The organism is Aurantimonas sp. C2-5-R2 (assembly GCF_036549495.1).
GTDB lineage: Bacteria > Pseudomonadota > Alphaproteobacteria > Rhizobiales > Rhizobiaceae > Aurantimonas > Aurantimonas coralicida_A.
Window position 1 is genome coordinate 34,424 of the sequence record NZ_JAZHLJ010000024.1, and the last position, 22,782, is coordinate 57,205.

The 22,782-nt window shown below is 65.2% G+C and carries 16 protein-coding genes and 1 pseudogene; 15 read left to right on the forward strand and 2 right to left on the reverse strand.

The genetic code is table 11. The annotated features are described in order from the left end of the window. Positions 1-1,681: 1,681 nt before the first annotated feature. From VQ044_RS12485 to clpB, 11 genes and pseudogenes are all read left to right on the forward strand, one after another. Entirely contained in the window at positions 1,682-2,896 is a 1,215-nt protein-coding gene (locus VQ044_RS12485; protein ID WP_327647540.1) for a glycosyltransferase, read from the forward strand. Next, complete coding sequence (locus VQ044_RS12490; RefSeq protein ID WP_327647542.1) at positions 2,886-3,980, forward strand: acyl-CoA dehydrogenase family protein; 1,095 nt, start codon at positions 2,886-2,888, stop codon at positions 3,978-3,980. The genes VQ044_RS12485 and VQ044_RS12490 overlap by 11 nt, the downstream gene beginning before the upstream one ends. Then, complete coding sequence (locus tag VQ044_RS12495; protein ID WP_327647543.1) at positions 3,977-4,693, forward strand: PIG-L deacetylase family protein; 717 nt, start codon at positions 3,977-3,979, stop codon at positions 4,691-4,693. Before VQ044_RS12490 ends, VQ044_RS12495 begins: the two co-directional genes overlap by 4 nt. Next, a complete protein-coding gene (locus VQ044_RS12500; protein ID WP_327647544.1) occupies positions 4,681-5,301 on the forward strand; it encodes an SAM-dependent methyltransferase in 621 nt (206 codons plus the stop codon). Before VQ044_RS12495 ends, VQ044_RS12500 begins: the two co-directional genes overlap by 13 nt. A gap of 232 nt (positions 5,302-5,533) precedes the next feature. Further along, the gene (locus VQ044_RS12505; protein WP_327647546.1) at positions 5,534-6,787 is read left to right on the forward strand and encodes an aspartate kinase; all 1,254 of its coding nucleotides are present in this window, start codon (positions 5,534-5,536) and stop codon (positions 6,785-6,787) included. Between the two features lie 201 nt (positions 6,788-6,988). Continuing rightward, positions 6,989-9,238 carry a phosphoenolpyruvate--protein phosphotransferase gene (gene ptsP / locus VQ044_RS12510; RefSeq protein ID WP_442872913.1) on the forward strand — a complete coding sequence of 750 codons (2,250 nt, stop codon included), beginning with the start codon at positions 6,989-6,991 and terminating at the stop codon, positions 9,236-9,238. An 87-nt stretch (positions 9,239-9,325) separates the two neighbouring features. Beyond that, the gene (prfA, locus tag VQ044_RS12515) at positions 9,326-10,405 is read left to right on the forward strand and encodes a peptide chain release factor 1 (RefSeq protein WP_327625934.1); all 1,080 of its coding nucleotides are present in this window, start codon (positions 9,326-9,328) and stop codon (positions 10,403-10,405) included. Beyond that, a complete protein-coding gene (prmC, locus tag VQ044_RS12520) occupies positions 10,398-11,315 on the forward strand; it encodes a peptide chain release factor N(5)-glutamine methyltransferase (protein ID WP_327647549.1) in 918 nt (305 codons plus the stop codon). Before prfA ends, prmC begins: the two co-directional genes overlap by 8 nt. 329 nt (positions 11,316-11,644) lie before the next feature. Further along, positions 11,645-11,800, forward strand: a pseudogene (locus tag VQ044_RS12525) (DUF4167 domain-containing protein); the annotation flags it as partial. Positions 11,801-12,229: 429 nt separating this feature from the next. Then, positions 12,230-12,664, forward strand: a complete 435-nt coding sequence (locus VQ044_RS12530; protein ID WP_327647564.1) for a hypothetical protein — start codon at positions 12,230-12,232, stop codon at positions 12,662-12,664. A gap of 250 nt (positions 12,665-12,914) precedes the next feature. Then, positions 12,915-15,539, forward strand: a complete 2,625-nt coding sequence (gene clpB, locus VQ044_RS12535) for an ATP-dependent chaperone ClpB (protein WP_327647551.1) — start codon at positions 12,915-12,917, stop codon at positions 15,537-15,539. A 71-nt stretch (positions 15,540-15,610) separates the two neighbouring features. Here the strand turns inward: clpB and VQ044_RS12540 are convergent, their stop codons facing one another. After that, entirely contained in the window at positions 15,611-15,979 is a 369-nt protein-coding gene (locus VQ044_RS12540) for a PRC-barrel domain-containing protein (RefSeq protein ID WP_327650952.1), read from the reverse strand. Positions 15,980-16,354: 375 nt separating this feature from the next. Here VQ044_RS12540 and VQ044_RS12545 point away from each other — a divergent pair, with 375 nt between their 5' ends. The 4 genes from VQ044_RS12545 to mgrA all read left to right on the forward strand — a co-directional run bounded on the left by VQ044_RS12545 (position 16,355) and on the right by mgrA (position 21,610). Beyond that, entirely contained in the window at positions 16,355-17,902 is a 1,548-nt protein-coding gene (locus VQ044_RS12545) for a L,D-transpeptidase family protein (protein WP_327647555.1), read from the forward strand. A 125-nt stretch (positions 17,903-18,027) separates the two neighbouring features. After that, on the forward strand, positions 18,028-19,269 hold the full coding sequence (locus tag VQ044_RS12550; protein ID WP_327647557.1) for a L,D-transpeptidase family protein: 1,242 nt from the start codon (positions 18,028-18,030) through the stop codon (positions 19,267-19,269). Next, positions 19,266-20,315 carry an extensin-like domain-containing protein gene (locus tag VQ044_RS12555; protein ID WP_327647559.1) on the forward strand — a complete coding sequence of 350 codons (1,050 nt, stop codon included), beginning with the start codon at positions 19,266-19,268 and terminating at the stop codon, positions 20,313-20,315. The genes VQ044_RS12550 and VQ044_RS12555 overlap by 4 nt, the downstream gene beginning before the upstream one ends. 257 nt (positions 20,316-20,572) lie before the next feature. Continuing rightward, positions 20,573-21,610, forward strand: a complete 1,038-nt coding sequence (gene mgrA / locus VQ044_RS12560; protein WP_327647561.1) for an L-glyceraldehyde 3-phosphate reductase — start codon at positions 20,573-20,575, stop codon at positions 21,608-21,610. Positions 21,611-21,693: 83 nt separating this feature from the next. Here mgrA and VQ044_RS12565 read toward each other — a convergent pair whose 3' ends face one another. Further along, positions 21,694-22,575 carry a LysR substrate-binding domain-containing protein gene (locus VQ044_RS12565; RefSeq protein ID WP_327625925.1) on the reverse strand — a complete coding sequence of 294 codons (882 nt, stop codon included), beginning with the start codon at positions 22,573-22,575 and terminating at the stop codon, positions 21,694-21,696. Between the last annotated feature and the right edge of the window lie 207 nt (positions 22,576-22,782).

A 22,782-nucleotide genomic window follows, 5' to 3' on the forward strand; every position in this document is an offset into this window, starting at 1 on the left:
ATTCGCCGAAAGCCGTTGTCGCTCTTTTGGAGGCTGCCGAGCAGCCAGGAGCGCGCCCGGTCGCCGTGAGTCCTGTCGATCGACGCATCGCGCAGGCATTCGCCGTCTCCGCATCACGCCCCCATGTCGAGCGGGGACTGGTCGCAGTCGATGTTGCGGATTCTCCGATCTTCAGTCTGCGTATAGTTCTTTCCAAGCCACAGGCGGAGAGCGAGCGCAGTCCTGCTCCTGTGCCTGCGGCACGGTACGCCGCTTCCGACCCCAGATTGCCATTCACCTACATCCTTCGCGAACCTCTGGGCGCGCTGGACGGACCGAATGCTCCGATTGCAGATTACGTCGCGGCTTTCGCGCCGCAGGAGGGGCTTCCCTCTGGTGCGATTTCCCCGCTCGCCGACGCCCCGACGCTGACGCCGGGAACCGCGGTGCCTGTTCCCCACAGGGCGGCCAGAGTGGAACGCCTCCAGTGCAGCCGTAACATCGCCGGATTCGGGTCGCTCCGCCGCGCCGGCGAAGGTCGCCCCACCGGCCCGGAGGGTCAAAGGCCCGGCCAGTCCAGCCGATCGGCCTCGCGAGGTGACGGCCCAGGCCCGACAGGCCAGCAATACCGGCTCCGTCGCGCCCGCTGTTGCTGAGCCCGCCGCTCGGCGGAAAAAAGCCCAGCCGCAAGCAGCGGTGCCGCCGGTGCCCAAACTTCCCGATTCGCTGCTGCCGACGCGACCGCCGGCGAACTGAACAATGACATCATGGAGCTTTCCAATGACGAGACCCGGTATCGTTCTTGCTGCCGCTGCCATCCTTTTGTTTCCCGCCACCGCTAGAGCGATCGACGTCGGCGCGGGCGGCGTGAGTGCCCGCGGCGGCCCGTCGGGCGGTGCGTCCGCCGGGGTCTCGGCAGGCGGGGTGTCGGCTGGCGCGTCGATAGGCGGCGATGGCGGAGGCGTTTCGGCGAGCGGTGCCGGAGTTGGAGTGAGCGCGGGGAGCAGCGGTGCCGTCTCTGCTGGCGCGTCGGCTGGCGGTACGTCCGCAGGGGTTTCGGCCGGTGGCGGTGACGCATCTGCCGGCGTATCGGCTGGCAGCTCTGGAACGAGCGGCGCTTCCGGAGCCGCGGCGGAAAACGCCGCCTCGTCCGGCCCGCAGGCGACCGGTGCTGACCCCACGATCGTTTTGCCTCGGTATCTTCGCCCAACAAGTGGTGGAGAGGCCGCTTTGCTCACCCGCGATGAGGCCTCGTCGGCTTCCATCCAGCAAATTGCCGGTACGCCTCGCCGCGTCCTCGGGGCCTGCAAGAAGTCCGTCGCGCAAGCCGCCCTGCCATACGGCTCCACCGAGGTGACCGTCAGGAGCTATGGGCAAATGAAGAGCCTGAAGGATGGTGGTTATCTGGCGCCTCTATTCACACGGATCACGTATAAGCGCCGGGGCGGGTACGAGGTCAGACAGGCTCCAATCTGGTGCCAAATCGATGCGAAGGGCACTGTCAGCAGCCTCCTCGACAAGACTTGAAGACCGTCGCTCGCCCGGCGGCAGAGGCACCGGGTGAGGCACGCGCTTGGCGTCCGGCGCGTCGTTCCCCTGGGTGCTGTTCGCAAGCCGGGTAACGATTTGGCTCAAGCCTCCGTGGAACAGGGAAACGAGCCTTGTTGTTTGAGCAGAGGTTCCAGCCTCGACGGCACATCAGATGTTTCGCAAGACAGAAATCGCAAATTCCCCGGACGTAGCTTCGATCTTCGATCCGGCGGGGTCCGGCGCGCCAACACCTGGTGCGACGACGAATGTCGTTCATCGTCCTTCGTTGTTCGCCACGAACCCTACGGCGCTCGACCTACGCCCGTTGGTCGCCGTCCCGGCGCGGGACGAAGCAGAGCGGCTTCCGGGGCTGATCCGCGCTTTGGCCAAGCAGAGCTGGCTTAGGCGTGGCGTTGCACGGCTGGATGTCGTGCTCATTTTGAACAATTGTCGCGACGACTCGCTCGGGGCCGCTCTGCGGGAGGCGGAAAAGCATGCGGGCATCGCCCTTCATGCGGTGACGGTCGCATTCGAACCGGTCGACGCCCATGCCGGCTCGGCGCGGCGGCTCGCATTGGACACGGCCCGCGCGCTGTGCCCGTCGGACGGGAGTGGCGTCTTGCTGACCACCGACGCCGACGCCGTACCGGCGAACAACTGGATCGAAGCCAATCTGGCTGCGATCTCCCAAGGCGCCGATCTCGTCGGAGGACGCCTGATCGGCAATGTCGACGAGGAAGCCTTGCTTGGCCCGGCGTTTCTCCGCCGCGCGCGCGATCAGCAAGAGTTTGCCATGCTAAGCGACCAGTTGACTGCGATCGTTGACCCCCTGCCGCATGATCCGTGGCCGCGCCATCACGACCATACCGGCGCAAGCCTTGCAGTGAGGGCCGACGTGTATGATCGGGTCGGTGGGCTTCCGGCATTGCCTCGCCGGGAGGACCTTGCCTTGGTAACGAATGTCCGTTCAAGCGGCTTCAAGGTGCGGCACGCGCCGGAGGTCATCGTCGAGGTCTCGGCGCGTCTGTCCGGTCGCGCCGCTGGCGGAATGGCGGACTGTCTGAAGCAATGGGTCACGGCGACACAAGCCGGCGATCCGCATCTGGTGGAGGCTCCAACGACGATACTCGAACGCGCGCGGCGCCGCCGACTGTTGCGGACGCTCGGTGATTGCGATGCGGCGTCGCTCGCCACGGCCGCCATGCGTCTTTCCATTCTGCCGGCCGACCTCCACGATTCGTTCGGGCAGCTGCTATCGCCGGAGGAACTGGTGGAACGCTTCGCACCCGAGGCGCCGGACGCGATCCCGACCGTTCCGGTCAGGGCAGCAATCGATGAACTCCAGATGCTGATCCTAAACTTCGGGGGCGCGTCCCGTGCGGCATGATCTGTACGAAGCCGCGCAACTGGAGGAACTTTCTGATCGCCTTGCCGCCCTTGCCGCGGCGCGAGACCGCGACGGCGAGTTTCCCCATGAGGCGTTCGCGGTGCTGGAGTCGCGCGGTTATTCCACGCAACCGCCGGTCGGCCCTGGCGAAACGGCGAAGCTGCTGCGGCTTTTGGCCGCGATCGGTCGCGGCGATCTCAGCACCGGCCGGATTTTCGAGGGGCATGCCAACGCGCTGCTGCTGGTCTATCGCTATGGGACGCCGGAACAGGCCGCGGCGTATCGCGCCAAGGCTCAGAAGGGGGAGTTGTTCGGTGTCTGGAACACCGACGCGCCGACCGACCCGCTACGGCTCGAAGAGGGACGCTACGCCGGCAAGAAGAACTATGCTTCCGGGGTCGACGGCTTGGCGCAGGCGATCGTGACGATGCCGACGGCGGGAGGACGTCAGATGATGCTGGCGCCGCTCGACGCCGCGTCAGTCGACCGCTCCTGGTGGCGTCCGCTCGGCATGCGCGCTTCGGGCAGTCACATAATCGACCTGACCGGTGTGCCCGCCGACGCCGATCATGTCCTCGGGCAGCCCGACGACTATGTCCGGGAGCCGTGGTTCAGCGGGGGCGCGATCCGCTTCGCCGCCGTGCATGTCGGCGGAATGCATGCGGTGCTCGACGCCGCGCTGGCCCATCTGACCAGCACCGGGCGGGCCGGTGACCCCTACCAGCTACATCGCCTGGCGCGCATGGGGATCGCCGTGGAGTCGGGCTATGGCTGGATCGACCGGGCCGCCGGCGCCTGGGACGCAGCCGAGAGCGGGCGGGCCGACGATGAGGCCCCGGCGCAGGCGCTTCTGGCCTATGCCAACGCGACGCGATCCGCGGTCGAGGCGAACGCGTTGCTGGTGCTGGAGACGGCGGAACGAGCCGTCGGAGCGGCGGGGTTCAATGCGCCGCATCCATTGGAACGCCTGGTCCGCGATCTTCGGACCTATCTGCGTCAGCCGAACCCGGATGGCGCGCTCCGATCCTTGGGCGAAGCGATGGCGACCGGCGACTGGCATCCCGGTTCGGGGCGGCGGACATGACCGACACGGAATCACCGCAGGCGTTCGGAGCCGAGCGGGTCCTGGTCGTCGCGCCGCATCCCGACGACGAATCGCTCGGCTGCGGCGGAGCGATCGCCCGCTCTGCGGCGCTCGGGCGGCAGACCCACACGATCTTCGTCACCGACGGCGGCGCGTCACATCCCGGCTCCGCAACATGGTCCAGGGAGCGGTTGGCGGCCCAGCGCGAAGTCGAAGCGTCGAACGCCTTGGAATGCCTCGGCGCCGGCGACCATCCGCGCAGCTTTCTGCGTTTGCGGGACGCCGATATGCCGACCGAGGGCACTGCGCTTTGGCGCGAAGCCAAGAGCACGGTGGTCGGGGTCGTCAGAGATTTCCGCCCTGACCTCGTCCTCCTGCCTTGGCGGCGCGACCCGCACCGGGACCATCGCGACAGCTGGGGGCTGGTGACCGCGGCCCTAGCGACGGCGGCCCAGCAACCCTTTCAGCTCGAATACGCAATCTGGCTCGACGAACTGGGCGCGGCGGACGATCGGCCCCGGGCGGGCGAGATGGTCGAACGGCGCCTCGACATCACATCGCATCAGGCGGTCAAGCGCCTGGCCGTGGCTGCGCATGTCTCGCAAACCACGAATCTGATCGCCGACGACCCAGACGGCTTTCGGCTGACCGCCGCGACTATCGCGCGGCTGACCGGTTCTGAAGAGATCTACTGGCAGCCATGCGAAAGGTGATCGAAGTTGCCGGGTTCGAGGCGCTGTTCGCCGCCGATCCAGACCCCTGGCGCTATGCAGCTGCACCGTTCGAGCACTACAAGCGCGGCGTGCTGCTGCGGGCTTGCGGCTCGCGCTGCTACGGCAGAGGGCTGGAACTCGGCTGTGCCAATGGCGAAACCACGGCGGCATTGGCTGACCGGTGCCTGCGCCTGACCGCGACGGACGGCTCGGCGACCGCCCTGGACATTGCCCGGCGCCGCAATCGAGGGCGAGATCGGGTGAAATTCGTGCAGGCCGTGCTGCCGGAGGCAATGCTCAGAGGGCCATTCGATCTGATCGTCGTCTCGGAAGTGCTCTACTACTTGTCGCCGGAGGCACTGCGGCATTGTCTGCTGGCGCTCGAACAGGCGATCGCACCGGGCGGCCGGATCGTCCTCCTCCATCACATCGTTCCGTTCGACGACGCGGCCACCTTGCCGGCGCGCGCCACCAGGATGGCCTGCCGCTTCCTGCGTCGGCGCTGGCGGCTGCGAGTTCATTACCGCAACGCCCGCTATGTGGCTCTCGCCTTCGATGCGGGACCAAAGCGCGTCGTCTCGGGCCACGCGCGAGGAAGCCGGGGATGAGGCGCGGTCGAACCAGAGCTGACCCCCGATCCTTTTGGCGGCAGAGCGCTAGCGAGCCGCCAGCAAGGTTCCAACCGACGTCCCCCGATTGCAGTTGCGGGCCGCATCGGCTAGGGAACGCCCGCTTAACCCTTACTGGGCATTTCAAGAACGCGCCGTGACAAGCGTTCGCCGCACCCGTCACCGATCGGACCCCTGGGGCTCGGTCCCCCAAGACAACGAACCCGTTTTCATGGCCCGTCTCGTCCTCAAATTTGGCGGAACCTCCGTCGCCGACATCGACCGCATCCGCAACGTCGCGCGGCATGTCAAACGTGAGGTCGACGCGGGCCACGACGTCGCCGTCGTCGTCTCCGCCATGGCCGGCCGGACCAATGAGCTCGTCGGCTGGTGCCGCGAGGCCTCGCCGATTCACGACGCGCGCGAATATGACGCCGTCGTCGCCTCGGGCGAGCAGGTCACCGCCGGCATTCTGGCGATCACGCTTCAGGGAATGGGGGTCAACGCGCGCTCCTGGCAAGGCTGGCAGATCGCCATCCAGACCGACGGCGCCCATGGCGCCGCCCGCATCCAGGAGATCGACGCGTCCGACATCATTCGCCGTTTCGAGGAAAACCAGGTTGCGGTGATCGCCGGTTTTCAGGGGATCGCGCCGGACAACCGCATCGCCACTCTCGGCCGCGGCGGCTCGGATACATCAGCCGTGGCCGTGGCCGCGGCGCTGGGCGCCGATCGCTGCGATATCTATACCGATGTCGACGGGGTCTACACCACCGATCCGCGGATCGAGCCCAAGGCGCGGCGCATGGCCCGCATCTCCTTCGAGGAAATGCTGGAAATGGCCTCGCTCGGCGCCAAGGTGCTACAAGTGCGATCCGTCGAACTCGCTATGGTGCACAAGGTGCGCACCTTCGTGCGGTCTTCTTTCGACGACCCGGACGCGCCCGGCATGGGCGATTTCGACAACCCGCCGGGAACGCTCATTTGCGACGAGGATGAAATCGTGGAACAGCAGGTCGTCACAGGGATCGCCTACGCCAGGGACGAAGCACAAATCTCGCTGCGGCGAGTGGCCGATCAGCCAGGTGTCGCGGCGGCCATCTTCGGGCCGCTCGCCGAGGCCGGCGTCAATGTCGACATGATCGTCCAGAACATCTCCGAATCGGGCGCCTCGACGGACATGACCTTCACGGTCCCGGCCGGCGATCTGGGCAAGGCCACTGCCGTGCTCGACAAGGCCAAGGCGGAAATGCGCTACGACGCGATCCAGAGCGAACAGGGGCTGACCAAGGTCTCGGTCATCGGGGTCGGCATGCGCAGCCATACGGGTGTTGCCGCCACTGCCTTCAAGGCGCTGGCCGAGCGCGGCGTCAACATTCGCGCCATCACCACATCCGAAATCAAGATATCGATCCTGATCGATGGCGATTACACCGAGCTTGCAGTTCGCGCTCTGCATTCGGTCTATGGCCTCGATAAGGGGTAATGTCTTGGGGCGGCGCGCCGAATCGTGCCATCGAGGACGCCAAGGCACTTTTCTTGACGGTCACGGCTCATTTCCCCAATGGGGTTCTCGGCGAACCTGAGTATGTGATCTTGTAGGGACAGGCCGTGGCGTAGCCGGACTGGATCGGTTGCGACGCTTTGTCGGCCCCTGAAACGGAAGACCGCGTTGTTGAGAAGCGACATGTCAGGCCCGCGCGTTCTCATGCGCCGCATCCGGGAGCTCATGGCCGAGCCTCTCGACGCGCAGGTGCGCCTCGACCAGATCGTCCGCTCCATCGCCCAGAACATGGTGGCCGAGGTCTGCTCGCTCTACGTGCTGCGCGCCGACGCGGTGTTGGAACTCTATGCCACCGAAGGTCTCAATCCGGCGGCAGTCCACCTCGCCCAGCTCAAGCTTGGCGAGGGCCTCGTCGGCACGATCGCGGCGACGGCGCGGCCGCTGAACCTGTCCGAGGCGCAAAAGCACCCGGCCTTCACCTATCTGCCAGAGACCGGCGAGGAGGTTTACCACTCCTTCCTGGGCGTGCCGATCCTGCGCGCTGGTCGGACCCTCGGCGTGCTCGTCGTCCAGAACAAATCCGCGCGGATCTATCGCGACGAGGAGTCCGAGGCGCTGGAGACGGTGGCGATGGTCGTTGCCGAGATGATCGCCGCCGGCAGTCTGGAGGGCTTGCAACGCCCCGGTGTCGCGCTCGACCTGTCGCGGCCGGTCAGCTTCGATGGTGCTGCCCTGTCGGATGGCATCGGCCTGGGCAAGGTGGTTCTGCACGAGCCGCGGGTCGTCGTCACCAACCTGTTCAATGAGGACACGGAAGCGGAGGTCGAACGCCTCGACAAGGCGCTCGGCATCCTCAGGGTGTCGATCGAGAACATGCTGTCGCGCCGGGACGTGGCTGGCGAAGGCGAGCATCGCGCCGTTCTCGAGGCCTACCGCATGTTCGCCCATGATCGGGGCTGGGTGCGCAGGCTCCAGGAAGCGGTTCGCAACGGACTGACCGCGGAAGCCGCGGTCGAGAAGGTGCAGTCGGACATGCGCGCCCGTATGATGCACATGACCGATCCGTATATTCGCGAGCGGTTGCATGATTTTGACGATCTTGCCAACCGGTTGCTGCGCCAGCTGATCGGCCGCGACGACCACGCCGGGGCGGAGAATGCCGACGCCATCATCGTCGCGCGTTCGATGGGCGCGGCGGAGTTGCTCGACTATCGCCGGGACGACATTCGCGGGCTGGTGCTGGAGGAGGGCGCTGCGACCAGCCACGTCGTCATCGTCGCGCGAGCGCTGGGAATTCCCGTCGTGGGCCAGGTCAAGGGCGCGGTCTCGATGTCGGAGAACCGCGATTCGATCATCGTCGACGGCGAGGACGGCAGCGTTCATCTGCGTCCACCTCCGGAACTCGAGGCGCTGTATTCCGACAAGGTGAAGTTCCGGGCGAAGCGCCAGGAGCGCTATCATTCGCTGCGCGATGTGCCGACCGAGACCAAGGACGGCGTGCCGATCAGCTTGCAAATGAACGCGGGCCTTCTCGTCGACCTGCCCCAGCTCGACGCTGCAGGCGCGGAAGGCATCGGCCTTTTCCGCACCGAACTCCAGTTCATGGTCGCTTCGACGATGCCGCGTGCGCGCGATCAGGAGCGGCTCTATTCGGCGGTCATGGATGCGGCCAACGGCCGGCCGGTGACGTTTCGCACGCTGGATGTCGGCGGCGACAAGGTGTTGCCTTATCTCAGCCAGTCGCCGGAGGAAAATCCGGCCCTGGGCTACCGGGCGCTGCGGCTTGCCCTCGACCGTCCCGGCTTGATGCGCACCCAGCTGCGGGCGTTGCTCAAGGCGGCCGCCGGGCGCGAACTGCGCGTCATGTTTCCGATGGTGACGGAGGTGTCGGAGCTCAGGCAAGCGCGCGAGATGATCAGCCGCGAGTTCAAGCATCTGACGCGCTTCGGCCATGTCATGCCGAAGCGGCTGAAGGTGGGCGCGATGATCGAGGTGCCGGGGCTTTTGTTCCAGCTCGACGAGCTGATGGAAGTGCTCGATTTCGTGTCCGTTGGCTCGAACGACCTGTTCCAGTTCTTCAATGCCGTCGATCGCGGCAATGCGCGTGTCGCCACGCGCTTCGACGATTTGTCGGCGCCGTTCCTGCGGGCGTTGAAGTCGATCGTCGATGCCGGGCAGCGTCACGATGTCCCGGTGACGCTGTGCGGCGAGATGGCCGGTCAGCCGCTCTCGGCGATGGCGTTGATTGGACTCGGCTTCCGCTCCATATCCATGGCACCGCCCTCGATCGGTCCGGTGAAGGCGATGATGGTCGAACTGGAGGCGGAAAAGCTTTCCGAGGCGCTGGCGCAGCAACTCAACGGCGGCCAACTGGCGGCCAGTCCGCGACAGCTTCTCGTCGATTTCGCGGAAGCCAATGGAATCCCGTATTAGCGGACCGCAGTGATCGGCGGCTCGCCCCGTCTCTTCGCCGCGGCGTCGGCCGCGCTCCATTCACTTTGACATCAGCTTCAGGACATTATGGCGACGCTGCCGAATTCGACCCTTGATGAGATCCTGGCCCGCTTCGGTCATCTCGAGAACGAGATGGCCAAGGGGCCGGCTCACGACGTCTATTCCAAGCTCGCCGCGGAATATTCCGGCCTCGAGGCGGTGGTCGCAGCGATCCGCTCCTATCGCAAGGTGGAACGGGAACTCGCCGATTCCCGCTCGCTGCTGGACGACCCGACCGCCGATCGCGAGATGCGCGACCTCGCCGAGGTCGAGATCGACGAATTGAAGCAGCGTCTCGACCAGCTCACGGACGAGATTCGTATCCTGCTGCTGCCTAAGGACGCCGCCGACGAAAAAGGGGCCATCCTGGAAATCCGCGCCGGCACAGGCGGGTCCGAAGCGGGGCTCTTCGCCGGCGACCTGTTTCGCATGTATCAGCGCTATGCCGAGTTGAACCGCTGGAAGGTCGAGCTCCTGTCGGCGAGCGAGGGCGAGGTCGGCGGCTACCGAGAGGTGATCGCCTCGATCCAAGGGCCCGGCGTATTCTCACGGCTGAAGTTCGAATCAGGCGTGCATCGGGTGCAGCGCGTTCCCGCGACCGAATCGGGCGGCCGAATCCATACCTCGGCCGCGACCGTGGCGGTCCTGCCAGAGGCGGAAGACATCGACGTCGACGTGCGCGCCGAGGATATTCGCATCGACACGATGCGCGCCTCGGGCGCCGGCGGCCAGCACGTCAACACCACCGATTCGGCCGTTCGCATCACCCATCTGCCGACCGGCATCGTGGTGACATCGTCGGAAAAATCGCAGCATCAGAACCGCGCGCGGGCGATGCAGGTGCTGAAGGCGCGCCTTTTCGATCTCGAACGCCAGAAGGCTGACGACGAACGCTCCGCCGCGCGCAGGGGACAGGTCGGCAGCGGCGATCGCTCCGAGCGCATCCGCACCTACAATTTTCCGCAAGGCCGCGTGACCGACCACCGTATCAATCTGACCCTTTACAAACTCGATCGCGTGATCGAGGGCGAGATGGACGAACTGGTCGGAGCCCTGGTCGCCGACCATCAGGCCCACCAGCTTGCCGCCGTCGGCGTGGATGACTGAGGCGGCCGACAGGCTGGGCCCGTTGCTGCGCCACGCTATCGAGCGCCTGCGCGCGGCCCAGTCGGCAACGCCGGAGTTCGACGCGCGCCTGCTCATTGCCGAGTGCGCGGGCCTCCCACTGGGAGAGGTTCATTCCGCGTCCGCCCTGACGGTGTCGAGCGGGGCGGTGGCGTGCCTCGAATCGCGCCTCGCCAGACGGCTCGCCGGCGAGCCCGTTCATCGCATCCTCGGCCGCCGCGCCTTCTACGAGCACGAGTTCGAAATCTCTCCCGACACCCTGGAGCCGCGACCGGACACGGAAATTCTCGTCGACGAGGCGCGCAAGGCGATGGCCGAGATTATCGACCGGCGCGGGGAATGTCTCTTCGCCGATATCGGCACGGGGTCGGGTGTCATCGCCGTTTCGCTGCTGGCGCTGTTTCCGCGGTCGCGGGCTCTGGCGATCGATATCTCGCCAGGCGCGCTCGCAACCGCATGCCGCAATGCCGAAGCGGCGGGCGTTGCCGACAGGATGCAGCCTGTCCTGTCGGATTATCTTGCGGCGGCCGGCGGCCCCCTTGATCTGGTGCTGTCGAATCCACCATATATCCGGAGCGGCGATATTCCGTCCCTGGCGGTTGACGTGCGCGAGCATGATCCGCTGGCAGCCTTGGACGGTGGCGAGGATGGGCTGGATGCCTATCGTGCGATCGCGGCGGGAATCGACGCGGTTTTGCGGCCCGGCGGCCGCGTGATCGTCGAGATTGGCCTGGGGCAGGAAGACGACGTGGCGGCGATATTTGCATCACAAGGGTTGCATCTCCACGTTTGCACACGCGATTTTTCCGGTGTGGTTCGCGTCCTGAGTTTCGGCCGGGAGGAGAAACCGCTGTCAGAGCAGGAGGGGGATCGCGCTTCGATCCAGTGTTGACCGCCTTAATTGTTGAAAAGGCACTTGTTACGGCGCGCGTTACCCTCTAGGGTCGCCGCCAGTACGGAACATCCGAGGGGGCAGTTCCTTTAGGCGCCGCTCGACGGCAGCCCACAGGACGCTCGAGATGACTGGTAGGTCGTCCGTCAAGCCGGCGTGAGGGTATCGCCAGGCACAACCGATTTTAACCTCTCTATGTTGGCTTTGCTCCGGCGGAGCTAATTTCGTGCGGGCGCGCATGGCGCACCCTGAGGCAGTAGGCCATACCGGCGCGACCGGTGCATCCAATAGACAGGAAGTTCATGAGGCCAGGACAGCAGAAAAACCGTATGCGCAGCCGCGGACGGAAAGGTCCTAATCCGCTCTCGCGCAGTTACGAGTCGAACGGCCCGGATGTGAAAATCAGGGGTACCGCCCAGCATGTCGCGGAGAAGTACACGACGCTCGCGCGCGATGCTTCGGGTGCTGGCGACCGGGTGATGGCCGAGAACTATCTGCAGCACGCCGAGCACTACAACCGCATCGTGGCGGCTGCGCAGGCGCAGTTCCCGCAACAGCGTGACGAACGTGATTCCCGCGACGATTCCGATGAGGACGACGATTCGCAGGATAATTCGAGCGATCGCGGCGAGCGCAACGATCATCGTCAGCAGGACGGCGATCGTGATGGCCGCGAGGGTTTTCGCGATCGTGATAGCAACCGTGATCGGGATCGCGATGGCAACCGCGACCGTGAGAACGCTCGCGACAACCGAGACCGTGACGGCAACCGCGATCGCGATGGCAACCGAGATCGTGACCACAATCGCGACCGGGACGGCAATCGGGGTCGCGACGGCAACCGTGATGGCAATCGCGACAGGAACCGTGATCGCCGGGACAGGGTTCAGGCGGACGGCACCGGCCCGCAGCCGGTGATCGGACGCGAGAACTCCGAACAAGGCGACAGCGGCCGCCATCAGCGCAACGACGGCGAGCGCACCCGTGACGAGCGTTCGTCGGAAGCGCCAAGCGGCGCAGCGGTCGCTGCCGGCGAATCGCAACCCGACGCGCAGGCGGAACGGACGCCGCGTCGTCGGGGCAGGCCGCGCCGGAGCCGCGAGGGTGACGAAGCGATCCCCGCGAGCGAAACCCGTCCGGGCGATGAGGCCGCGACTGTCGAAGCCCGCACGGTCGAGGCTGCCGTCAACCCGGATCACGGGGTGAAGGCACCGGAGACGGAAGGCGAAGCGCCCGTGAAGCGTCGGCCCGGCCGGCCGCGCAAGAAGAAGCCCGAAGAGGCGTCGGCCGAGACCCGCGATGGCGAGGGTAATACGCTGCCGGACTTCCTGTTGGCGTCGAACGGCTGAACCGGCTGGCTTTTTCGGCCAATGGTCGGAACCAATGATCAAGATCAAGGACGTCGCGGCTGCCGCGGCGTCCTTTTGCGTTCAAGATGGCGCAACATTTTTGCAACAGTCCGGCACGCAGCCTCTTTCGCGGCGACCCGTCTGATCCCATATCCATGGCGGGCGGCTCGCCGGTGTCGGGAGCCGTTCTCCATGGATGCGCGGCTCATGCCTCGAGCGAGGGTGGACCGCCGAAAGGAGAAGCGATCCAATGAATCTGGAAAAATATACCGAACGGGTGCGCGGCTTTATTCAGGCGGCCCAGACGCTCGCGGTGTCGCGCGACCATCAGCAATTCACCCCGGAGCATCTTCTCAAGGTTCTCGTCGATGACGAGGAGGGGATGGCGGCCGGCCTGATCGAGAAATCAGGTGGTAGGCCAAAGGACGTCCGTCTCGCCGTCGATGCGGCGCTGGATGCGATGCCCCGTGTCTCGGGCGGCAGCGGGCAGATGTATCTGGCGCAGCCGCTGGCCAAGGTGTTCGCGACGGCCGAGGAAATCGCCAAAAAGGCCGGCGACAGCTTCGTCTCCGTCGAGCGGCTGCTGCTGGCGCTGACGATCGAGACATCCGCCAAGACAGCCGATATCCTGAAGAAGGCCGGCGTGACGCCGAACGGCCTCAACGAGGCGATCAACGAAATACGCAAGGGACGCACGGCGGATTCCGCCTCGGCCGAGAGCGGCTACGACGCCTTGAAGAAATACGCCCGCGACCTCACCGCCGTGGCGCGGGAGGGCAAGCTCGACCCGGTGATCGGCAGGGACGAGGAAATCCGCCGCACGATCCAGGTCCTCTCCCGGCGCACCAAGAACAATCCTGTTTTGATCGGCGAGCCGGGTGTCGGCAAGACCGCGATCGCCGAAGGCCTGGCGCTCAGGATCGTCAATGGCGACGTGCCGGAGTCGCTGCGCGACAAGCAACTGATGGCGCTCGACATGGGCTCTCTGATCGCCGGTGCGAAATATCGCGGCGAATTCGAGGAACGGCTGAAGGCGGTGCTGTCGGAAGTCACCAGCGCGGCCGGTTCGATCATCCTGTTCATCGACGAGATGCATACGCTGGTCGGCGCCGGCAAGGCGGACGGGGCGATGGACGCCTCAAACCTGCTGAAGCCAGCGCTCGCCCGCGGTGAGCTGCACTGCGTCGGCGCGACGACGCTCGACGAATATCGCAAGCACGTCGAGAAGGACGCGGCGCTGGCCCGGCGTTTCCAGCCGGTGTTCATTGCCGAGCCGACGGTCGAGGATACGATCTCGATCCTGCGCGGCCTCAAGGAGAAATACGAGCAGCACCATCAGGTGCGTATCTCCGACTCCGCCCTCGTGGCGGCGGCGCAATTGTCGAACCGCTACATCACCGACCGCTTCCTGCCGGACAAGGCGATCGACCTTGTCGATGAAGGCGCGGCGCGGCTGCGCATGCAGGTGGATACCAAGCCCGAAGCGCTCGATGAGATCGATCGGCGTGTCATGCAGCTGAAGATCGAGCGCGAGGCGTTGCGCAAGGAGACCGACGACGCGGCACGGGACCGGCTGGAGCGGCTCGATTCCGAGATCGCCAATCTGGAGGAAGAATCCGGTCGCATCACCAGCGCCTGGCAGGCGGAAAAATCCAAGCTGGGCCTTGCCGCGGATCTGAAACGGCAACTCGACGAGGCCCGCAACGAACTCGCTATCGCCCAGCGGCAAGGCGAGTTCCAACGGGCCGGAGAACTCGCCTATGGCGAAATCCCCAAGCTCGAGCAGGAACTGCAGGAGGCCGAGGCGAGCGACGGTGTGCCTGATGCCGATTCGATGGTCGAGGAAACCGTCACCGCCGACCATATCGCCCAGGTGATCTCGCGCTGGACCGGTATCCCGGTCGATCGGATGCTGGAAGGCGAACGCGACAAGCTGCTGCGCATGGAAGACTCGCTGCAAAAGCGCGTCGTCGGCCAGGGCGAAGCGGTTCAGGCCGTCTCCAGGGCGGTGCGGCGGGCGCGGGCCGGCCTTCAGGACGCGAACCGGCCGATCGGCTCGTTCATCTTCCTCGGCCCCACCGGCGTGGGCAAGACCGAACTCACCAAAGCGCTCGCCTCGTTCCTGTTCGACGACGAGACGGCGATGGTTCGTCTCGACATGTCGGAGTTCATGGAAAAGCATTCGGTCGCCCGGATGATCGGCGCGCCTCCGGGCTATGTCGGCTACGAGGAAGGCGGGTCGCTCACCGAGGCGGTGCGGCGCCGGCCCTATCAGGTTGTCCTGTTCGACGAGATCGAGAAGGCTCACCCGGACGTCTTCAACGTCCTGTTGCAGGTGCTCGACGACGGGCGTCTGACGGACGGGCAGGGGCGGACGGTCGACTTCCGCAACACCATGATCATCATGACCTCCAATCTGGGGGCGGAGTATCTGGTCGCGCTCAAGGACGACGAGGACGCGGAAGCCGCACGGGAACAGGTGATGGCCGTTGTGCGTGCCTCCTTCCGGCCGGAGTTCCTCAACCGCGTGGACGAGACCATCCTTTTCCACCGGCTGCATCGTTCGGAGATGGGTGCGATCGTCGACATCCAGATGGCGCGGCTCGAAAAGCTGCTCGTCGATCGCAAGATCCAGATCGAGCTCGACGAGAGCGGACGGGCCTGGCTGGCGGAGAAGGGCTACGATCCGGCCTACGGCGCTCGACCCCTGAAGCGGGTGATCCAGCGCGAGGTGCAGGACCCGCTGGCCGAGAAGATCCTGCTCGGGGAGGTTCGCGACGAGAGCACGGTGAAGATCACCGGCGGGACCGATCACCTGATTTTCCATGTGGTCGGATCGAAAGCAAACGCCGCCGGCGACCGGGCGGCCGCCTGACAAGTGCGATAACGAATGAAAAAGGGCGGCCGCGAGGCCGCCCTTTTTCATTGGGCCCTGATTCCCACGGGTCAGATGTAGGCCGGGCGATAATAGTCGTCGATGCTGCGGCCGTAGTCCGGGTCGCCCCAACTGGGCGTGGCGCCCGCGGCATAACGCGGCGCGCCCTCGAGTTGATCACGGGTGATGCCGACGACATAGCCGCCTTGCCGCTCGTCATATTTCAACACCTGCCAGGGCAGGGGATGAAATTCCTCGCCGATCCCCAGAAAGCCGCCAAACGACATGATCGCGTATTTCACCCGCCCGTCGCGCTTGCCGAGCACGAGGTCATGGATATGACCCAGATGATGACCGTCGGTGTTGTAGACTTCGGTCCCCGAGACGCGGCTCGCCTCGATATTGTCGACGCCAACACCGCCCGTGGCCTCGTCGCCCATGATAGTCCGTCCTTCCGTCGATGACATGCTGCTTCTCCGATCCGTTTCGGTTGCCCCATCAACGGGTTGCGGACCCCTCGTGTTCCACCGGGCCGCATTCGGCGGCGGGCGAGGTGGCGGTCGGGTCGTCGGAAGGCGGGCTTGCCGCAGTGTGCCGTTCCGGCGCATCTGGCTCTGTCGCGAGGCTGGATCAGCCGATTTAGACCGAAAAAAGAAGTAAAACCGCCATTTTCATGTCTGGTTCATCTGCCATTCGCTATGGCAATACGGTCAGGACCGGTCGTCAAGCTGCCACGAAATCCGCTTGCTTCAGCGAGGAAGCGTTTTTGCAGGCCGATCGCGGCGTCCGGGTCACCGGTTGGTGGAGAGGTGAAGATGAGTGTAATCGCGCGGTTGTATCTTCCGGCGCTCGTGCTGTCATTCGGCGCGACGGTGGCCTTGGCGCAAACCGTCGATCCCGCGAGGCGGATCGATGAAGGCGTGCGACTGGCACAATATTACGATCCGAACGTCGAAATCTATGATGACAACGTCGCCGAAGTCTACATCGACGAGATGGGCCGGCGCGTCATGGTCGATGCCTATGGCCGCATCATCGGGGTGGAGCAGCCGCGCCGCCAGCAGTTCCGGGAACGCCGTCAGCGCTTCGAGGATCGCCGTGGCGCGATTATCGACGGACCGCCGCCGCCGGGAGTAACGCTCGAAGGCCGGGTCGACATCGCTCCTCCGGGCGTCATCGTCGAGCCGGTCCCCATAGAGCCTTCGACAGTTCGCCCACGGTCGGCGGATCCGTACCATAAAGAGCCCCGTAGCGGGCCGGGGTTCGATGCCCCGGTGATCGCCGCGCCATTGCCCGCGCCCGACCACCCGGCCGCCGAGCCGCGTCGCGAAGCGGAACTGCCGCCATCATCAGCGCCTGCAGATGCGGTCGTCGAGCCGCAGAGGGATGCCGCGCTGCCGGAAACGATTCCGTCTTCCGAGCCGCTGCCGGAGCCGGGCGCGCCGATCGTTCAGCCGGAGGGGCAGACGGTCCAGGAGAGCGATCCGGCCCCCAAGGTGGCGACGCCCAAGGGCAAGAACGCGAAGGCCGAAATCGCGGCCCTGCAGATCTTGCTCGACAGGGCCGGCACGTCGCCCGGCGTGATCGATGGGCGTATGGGCTCCAATGTCGATAAGGCGGTGGCCGCCTATCAGGAAAAGTTTGGTCGTACCCTTCCCACCGGCGACGCCCAGGCGTTGGCCGAGGAACTCGACGCGACCGGCGGTCCGGCCATCACTACCTACGAGTTGACCGCCGACGACGTCGGCGGCCCCTTCGTTGCCTCGATCCCCTCCGATTACGGGGAAAAGGCACAGTTGCCGGCGATGAGCTTCGAGCGGCCGTCCGAGAAGATCGCGGAGAAATTCCACATGGACGAGGCCTATCTGCGCGAGATCAACCCCGGCGCCGACTTCAGCCGTCCGGGCACGCGGATCAAGGTCGCCGCGATCGGCGAGCCGGTGAAGCAGGACGTTGCCAGAATCATCGCCGACAAGGGCCGCGAGCAGGTCCGCGTCTACGCCGCCGACGGCACGTTGATCACGGCCTATCCGTCGACAATCGGCTCGACCCAGACGCCGTCGCCCTCGGGCACCGTCCAGGTGAACCGCATCGCCTTCGACCCGAACTACACCTATAACCCGAAGATCAACTTCAAACAGGGCGACAACGACAAGGTGCTGACGATCCAGCCGGGACCGAACGGCCCGGTCGGCTCGATCTGGATCGCTTTGTCGAAGCCGACCTATGGCATCCACGGCACGCCCGAGCCTTCCAAGATTGGCAAGACCAACAGCAATGGCTGTGTGCGCCTGACGAACTGGGATGCCACCGAGCTTGCCAAGATGGTCAAGCCGGGCGTCACGGTGGAGTTCGTGGAATAGTCGGACGGCGGGATCGAAATTTACGGTTCATTAGCCATACCGGGGAAGTTTATCGATATTGGGGAGCCTTCGGGCTCCCCTTTTGCGTTGTACGGACTTGGATCACTCGAGATGCGAGGCCTTTTATGAAAATTCTTTCGATCGCCGCCGCCAGCGGAATACTGGCGTTTCTTTCGACATCCACGTCTATCGCCGCCCCCGTTTCGCTTTCGAAGGAAGCGATCGAGGCCGCGACATTCATGGATTGGCAGTCTCGTCAGACGGACGCCAAGGCCGTTGCGGCGAGCGCGAAGTCCGATCCGACCTTGCCGGAAGCCCAATCGCTGCCGGCCGGCGAGACGCCCGCCATTGTGCCGCCTGCTGATCATGGCGCTGCCGACGCGGCGGCCGATGGCGTCGACACCGCAGCTCCACCGGTGGTGGAAGTGACCGGCGAGCCCGGCATGGTAGTCGAGACACCGTCCTTTTCGACCGATATTCCCGACGAAGCCGGCCTTGAAAACGCCGATCAGCAGGTGGCGCCTGATCCGTTTCTCATCCGCGTTCAAGTGTTGCTCGGCCGTACGCATGCCTCGCCGGGTGTCATCGACGGATTCTTCGGAGACAACACCCGCAAGGCTGTCAGAGCCTACGAAATGATGCGCGGTCTGCCGGTGGATGGTGAACCTGATGCCGACCTTTGGACCGTCCTCGCCGTCGACGAAGGCGAGGCCATGCAGACCTACGCGATAACGGCGGAGGACGTTGCAGGGCGCTACGTTGAGGCGATCCCGGAGGATTACGGACAGCGCGCCGAGATGGAATGGCTCGGCTACCATGATGCTGCCGAAATGCTGGCCGAAAAATTTCACATGGACGAGAATCTTCTCAGGGCGCTCAATCCGGGTGCCGATTTTTCAAAGGCGGGCACGACGATTCTCGTCGCCGATCCCGGGAAGGCACCGACGACCAAGGTGGCCCGGATCGTGGTCGACAAGACGGCCGGCCGTCTCGTGGCATACGACCACGACGGCGAGATCGTGCTCGCTAATCCGGCGACGATCGGATCGACCGCGACGCCCTCACCGTCGGGCACCATGAAGGTCAACGCTCTGGCCTCTGATCCGACCTATAATTATAACCCGAAGATCAACTTCCAGCAGGGCGAAAATGCCAAACCGCTCACCCTTCCGCCGGGGCCGAACGGCCCGGTTGGCTCGATGTGGATCGACTTGTCGAAGCCCAGTTACGGTATTCACGGCACTGCCGAGCCCTCGAAAATCGGCAAGACTAACAGCAATGGCTGTGTGCGGCTGACCAACTGGGACGCCGAGGCGCTGGCCAAACTGGTCGAACCGGGGCAAACGGTCGTCGAGTTCACCGGGTGAGGGGCGCAACGCGCCGCGCGGCGGTCTTCCTCGGCTGCTGCGTCGCGGCCGCCTGGCTAGCTCAGGCGCCCGCTATGGCGCAGACGCCGGACAATGCACCGCCGAGGCCTGAGGCGCGACCGGACGCGGCGACAGGGGCGCGGGACGGAATATTTTTGAAGCCGGCGGAGGGGGAGCTTCGCAAAGAGCCCGCCGGACCGGATGCGCATGGCATCAACGGCAAAAGCGGTGGGGTGCGCAATCGCAAGACCGAAAGCCGCGCGCCGGCCGCCGGCATCGCGGCATCCGAAGAGCCCCTCGACGTTGTTCCCACGCCCACGCCACGGCCAGAAGCGGTGCCTCAGACGGCGTCATCGGTTGCGCCGGAGAAGGCCGCGCCAGCGACCGCCAGGCCGGTCGCTCCGGAGATGGGGAACCTCGCCAAGGTCTCGAATGCCCCCGATCCTTCGAACGCCCGCGAGGCGGCGATCACGCCGGCCGCCGCGGTCCTGGCTGCCGCGGCCATCGAAGACGCCAGGATGTGCGAGGCGGAACTTGAAAAGCGCGGCGTTCTTTTCACCATTGGTGAGAGCATCAGCGACGGCGCCTGCGGCGTCCTGCGGCCGGTCAATATCGAACGGCTTTCCAGCGGCGTCGCGATTTCGTCTGACACCCAGCTGTTTTGTCGATCGGCGCTTGCCCTCGACCGGTGGATGACGGACAGCGTCGTTCCGGCGGCCAAGGCAAGTTTTCCGGCCGAAGAACTCGCCGAATTCCGGCATGCCTCCACCTATGTCTGCCGCAACCGCGCATCCGAAAACGGCATCTCCGAACATGCGCGCGGCAGCGCCGTCGACATCGCCGCTTTCGCCTTCAAGAATGGGACGACGATCGGTGTCGAGGCGCACGAGCCGGGCTCACCGGAAGCGCGGTTTCAACGCTCGATCCGCGAGGGCGCGTGCGGGCCGTTCAAGACGGTGCTCGGTCCTGGCACCGACGCCGACCATGCGACGCATTTCCATCTCGACATCGCGGCGCGGCGAAATGGCGGGACTTACTGCAAGTAGACACGCCGCGGCTAAGAGTCCGTTTCGAAACTCACTGCGGCGGGTTCAAAGGCCCCTCGGATGGTCGCTCCGCAATGACATGATACCCGATTTCCGCGGGTTTGGGCGTCCCGGGTGAACCATGGAGGCTGGTCTTGGCAGGGTTTCGAAACGGCCTCTAAGAGGCCGATCGAGCTGGCGTCCCGCCGCCCTTTTCCCTCACGGCACGACCGCCTATACCGGCAGGCATTCCTGGTTCGCCAAAAAAGGTCCGCTGCATGCCCTACCTCGCCGAGGCCAATCGTTACGACGCCATCCCTTACCGCCGTGTCGGGCGCTCCGGTCTGAAACTGCCGGCCATTTCGCTCGGCCTTTGGCAGAATTTCGGCGGCACGGACGTCTTCGAGACCGGACGGGCGATCCTGCGGCGGGCGTTCGACCGAGGCGTCACGCATTTCGACCTGGCGAACAATTACGGCCCGCCCTACGGCTCAGCCGAAGAAAATTTCGGTCGCTGGATGGAGATGGATTTCCGGCCCTACCGGGATGAGCTGATCATCTCGTCCAAGGCGGGCTATGACATGTGGCCCGGTCCCTACGGCAATTTCGGCACGCGCAAATATCTGATTGCCTCCTGCGACCAGAGCCTGAAGCGCATGGGGCTAGACTATCTCGATATCTTCTACCATCACCGGCCGGACCCCGAGACCCCGCTCGAGGAGACGATGGGCGCCCTGGATCACATCGTGCGGTCCGGACGGGCGCTCTATGTCGGCATTTCGTCCTATTCGCCGGAGCTGACGCGGCAGGCCTACGCGATCCTGAAGGAGCAGGGCACGCCCTTCATCATCCACCAGCCGTCCTATTCGATGCTCAACCGGTGGGTCGAGGACGGGCTCCTGACAACCCTCGGCGAGCTCGGCATCGGCTGCATCGCGTTTTCGCCATTGGCCCAGGGGCTTTTGACCCGAAAATATCTGGAGGGCGTTCCGAGCGATTCGCGTGCGGCGCGCGAACGCTCGTTCAAACCCGAGATGCTCAGCGCCGCGAACATCGAACGGATTCGCGCTCTCACCGCGATCGCCGAGGCTCGCGGACAGAGTTTGGCGCAGATGGCGATCGCCTGGGTGCTGCGGCGTCCGGAGGTGACCTCGGCGCTGGTGGGTGCGCGCACCGTCGCGCAGCTCGACGATTCGCTGGACGCCCTGAACCGGCTCGACTTCTCCGAGACCGAACTTGCCGAGATCGATCGTTACGCCGGCGAAGGCGATATCGACCTCTGGCGGGCGCAGTCGCGCGTCGAAAGCGCCGGCTGATTGCAAGGGACGATGGCCGGTCGCTGCCGCTCATGAAAAGGCGCCAGGGACCATGATGTCCCCGCAGCCCGAGCCCCCCCCGCTCAGGCGAGGGCGAGGCTCAGGGAGGGACGAAGGTCGGCGAAGCTTTCGGTGACGTGCTCGGCGAGCGCGTCGGCGATCTTGCCGCAGCCCTTCCGCTTCATCAGCGCCACCTCATATTGGCGCAGCGGCGGCAGTCCGTCGGCTTCGCCTAATTGGCGCAGCGACGCGGAGACATGGCTTTCGGGAAGTGGCGCGATCGCCAGATCGGCGAGAACCGCGGCGATCTGTCCTTGCGAGTGTTCGCTCGAATAGGCGATCCGGTAACCGATGTGAGCCGCGTCGAGCGCAGCGAGGGCGCTGGCTCGCCAGGCGCAGCCCCGGGTCGCGAGAGCCAGCGGCAATGGGTCCTTGCTGACGGCTTGACCGTGCTTGAGTCCGATCCAGACCAGATTTTCGGTGTGAACGACCCGCACGTCCCGCTTGCCGTAATCCGAACAGCACAGCACCGCGAGATCGAGCGCGCCGGTATCGCAAAGTCGGCGCAGTTCGTCGCTGGACTTGAGCTTCACGTCGACTTCGACATGCGGATGGGTCGAGGCGAAGCGCTTCAGAATCTGCGGAATCGCGATATAGCCGATGTCGTCCGGCGCGCCGAACGCCACCCGACCCTCCATGGCGGGCGCGCGAAAGCGCGAGACCGCCTCCTCGTTGAGCTGCATTAGGCGGCGCGCATAGCCCAGGAAAGCCTCGCCGTCGCCGCTGAGGCCGACCGAGCGACCCTCCCGCACGAAAAGCGCGCGGCCCAGAAGCGCCTCAAGCTTTTTCATCTGCAGGCTGACGGCCGAAGGCGTGCGAGCGACGTGCTGCGCGGCTTTTGAGAAGCTGCCGGTCTCGCAGATCGCGACGAAGGTTCGGACGAGATCGACCTCGATCAGGGGCATACGCGGATCCTGCTAGAGAGATTTGACGATTTTTTCTCACCGATCTGTTTAAAACTTGTCGCTGGACTAATCAAACGAATTGTCGCACAGTAAAATGGTATCTGCAGACAAGCGTAGGGAGGCTTATCCCGTTGTCCCAGGTGCCACCATATCTAGCAACTGCCCTGTCTCTGACGCCTGATTTTGGTCGTCGGTCTGGGCTCTGCG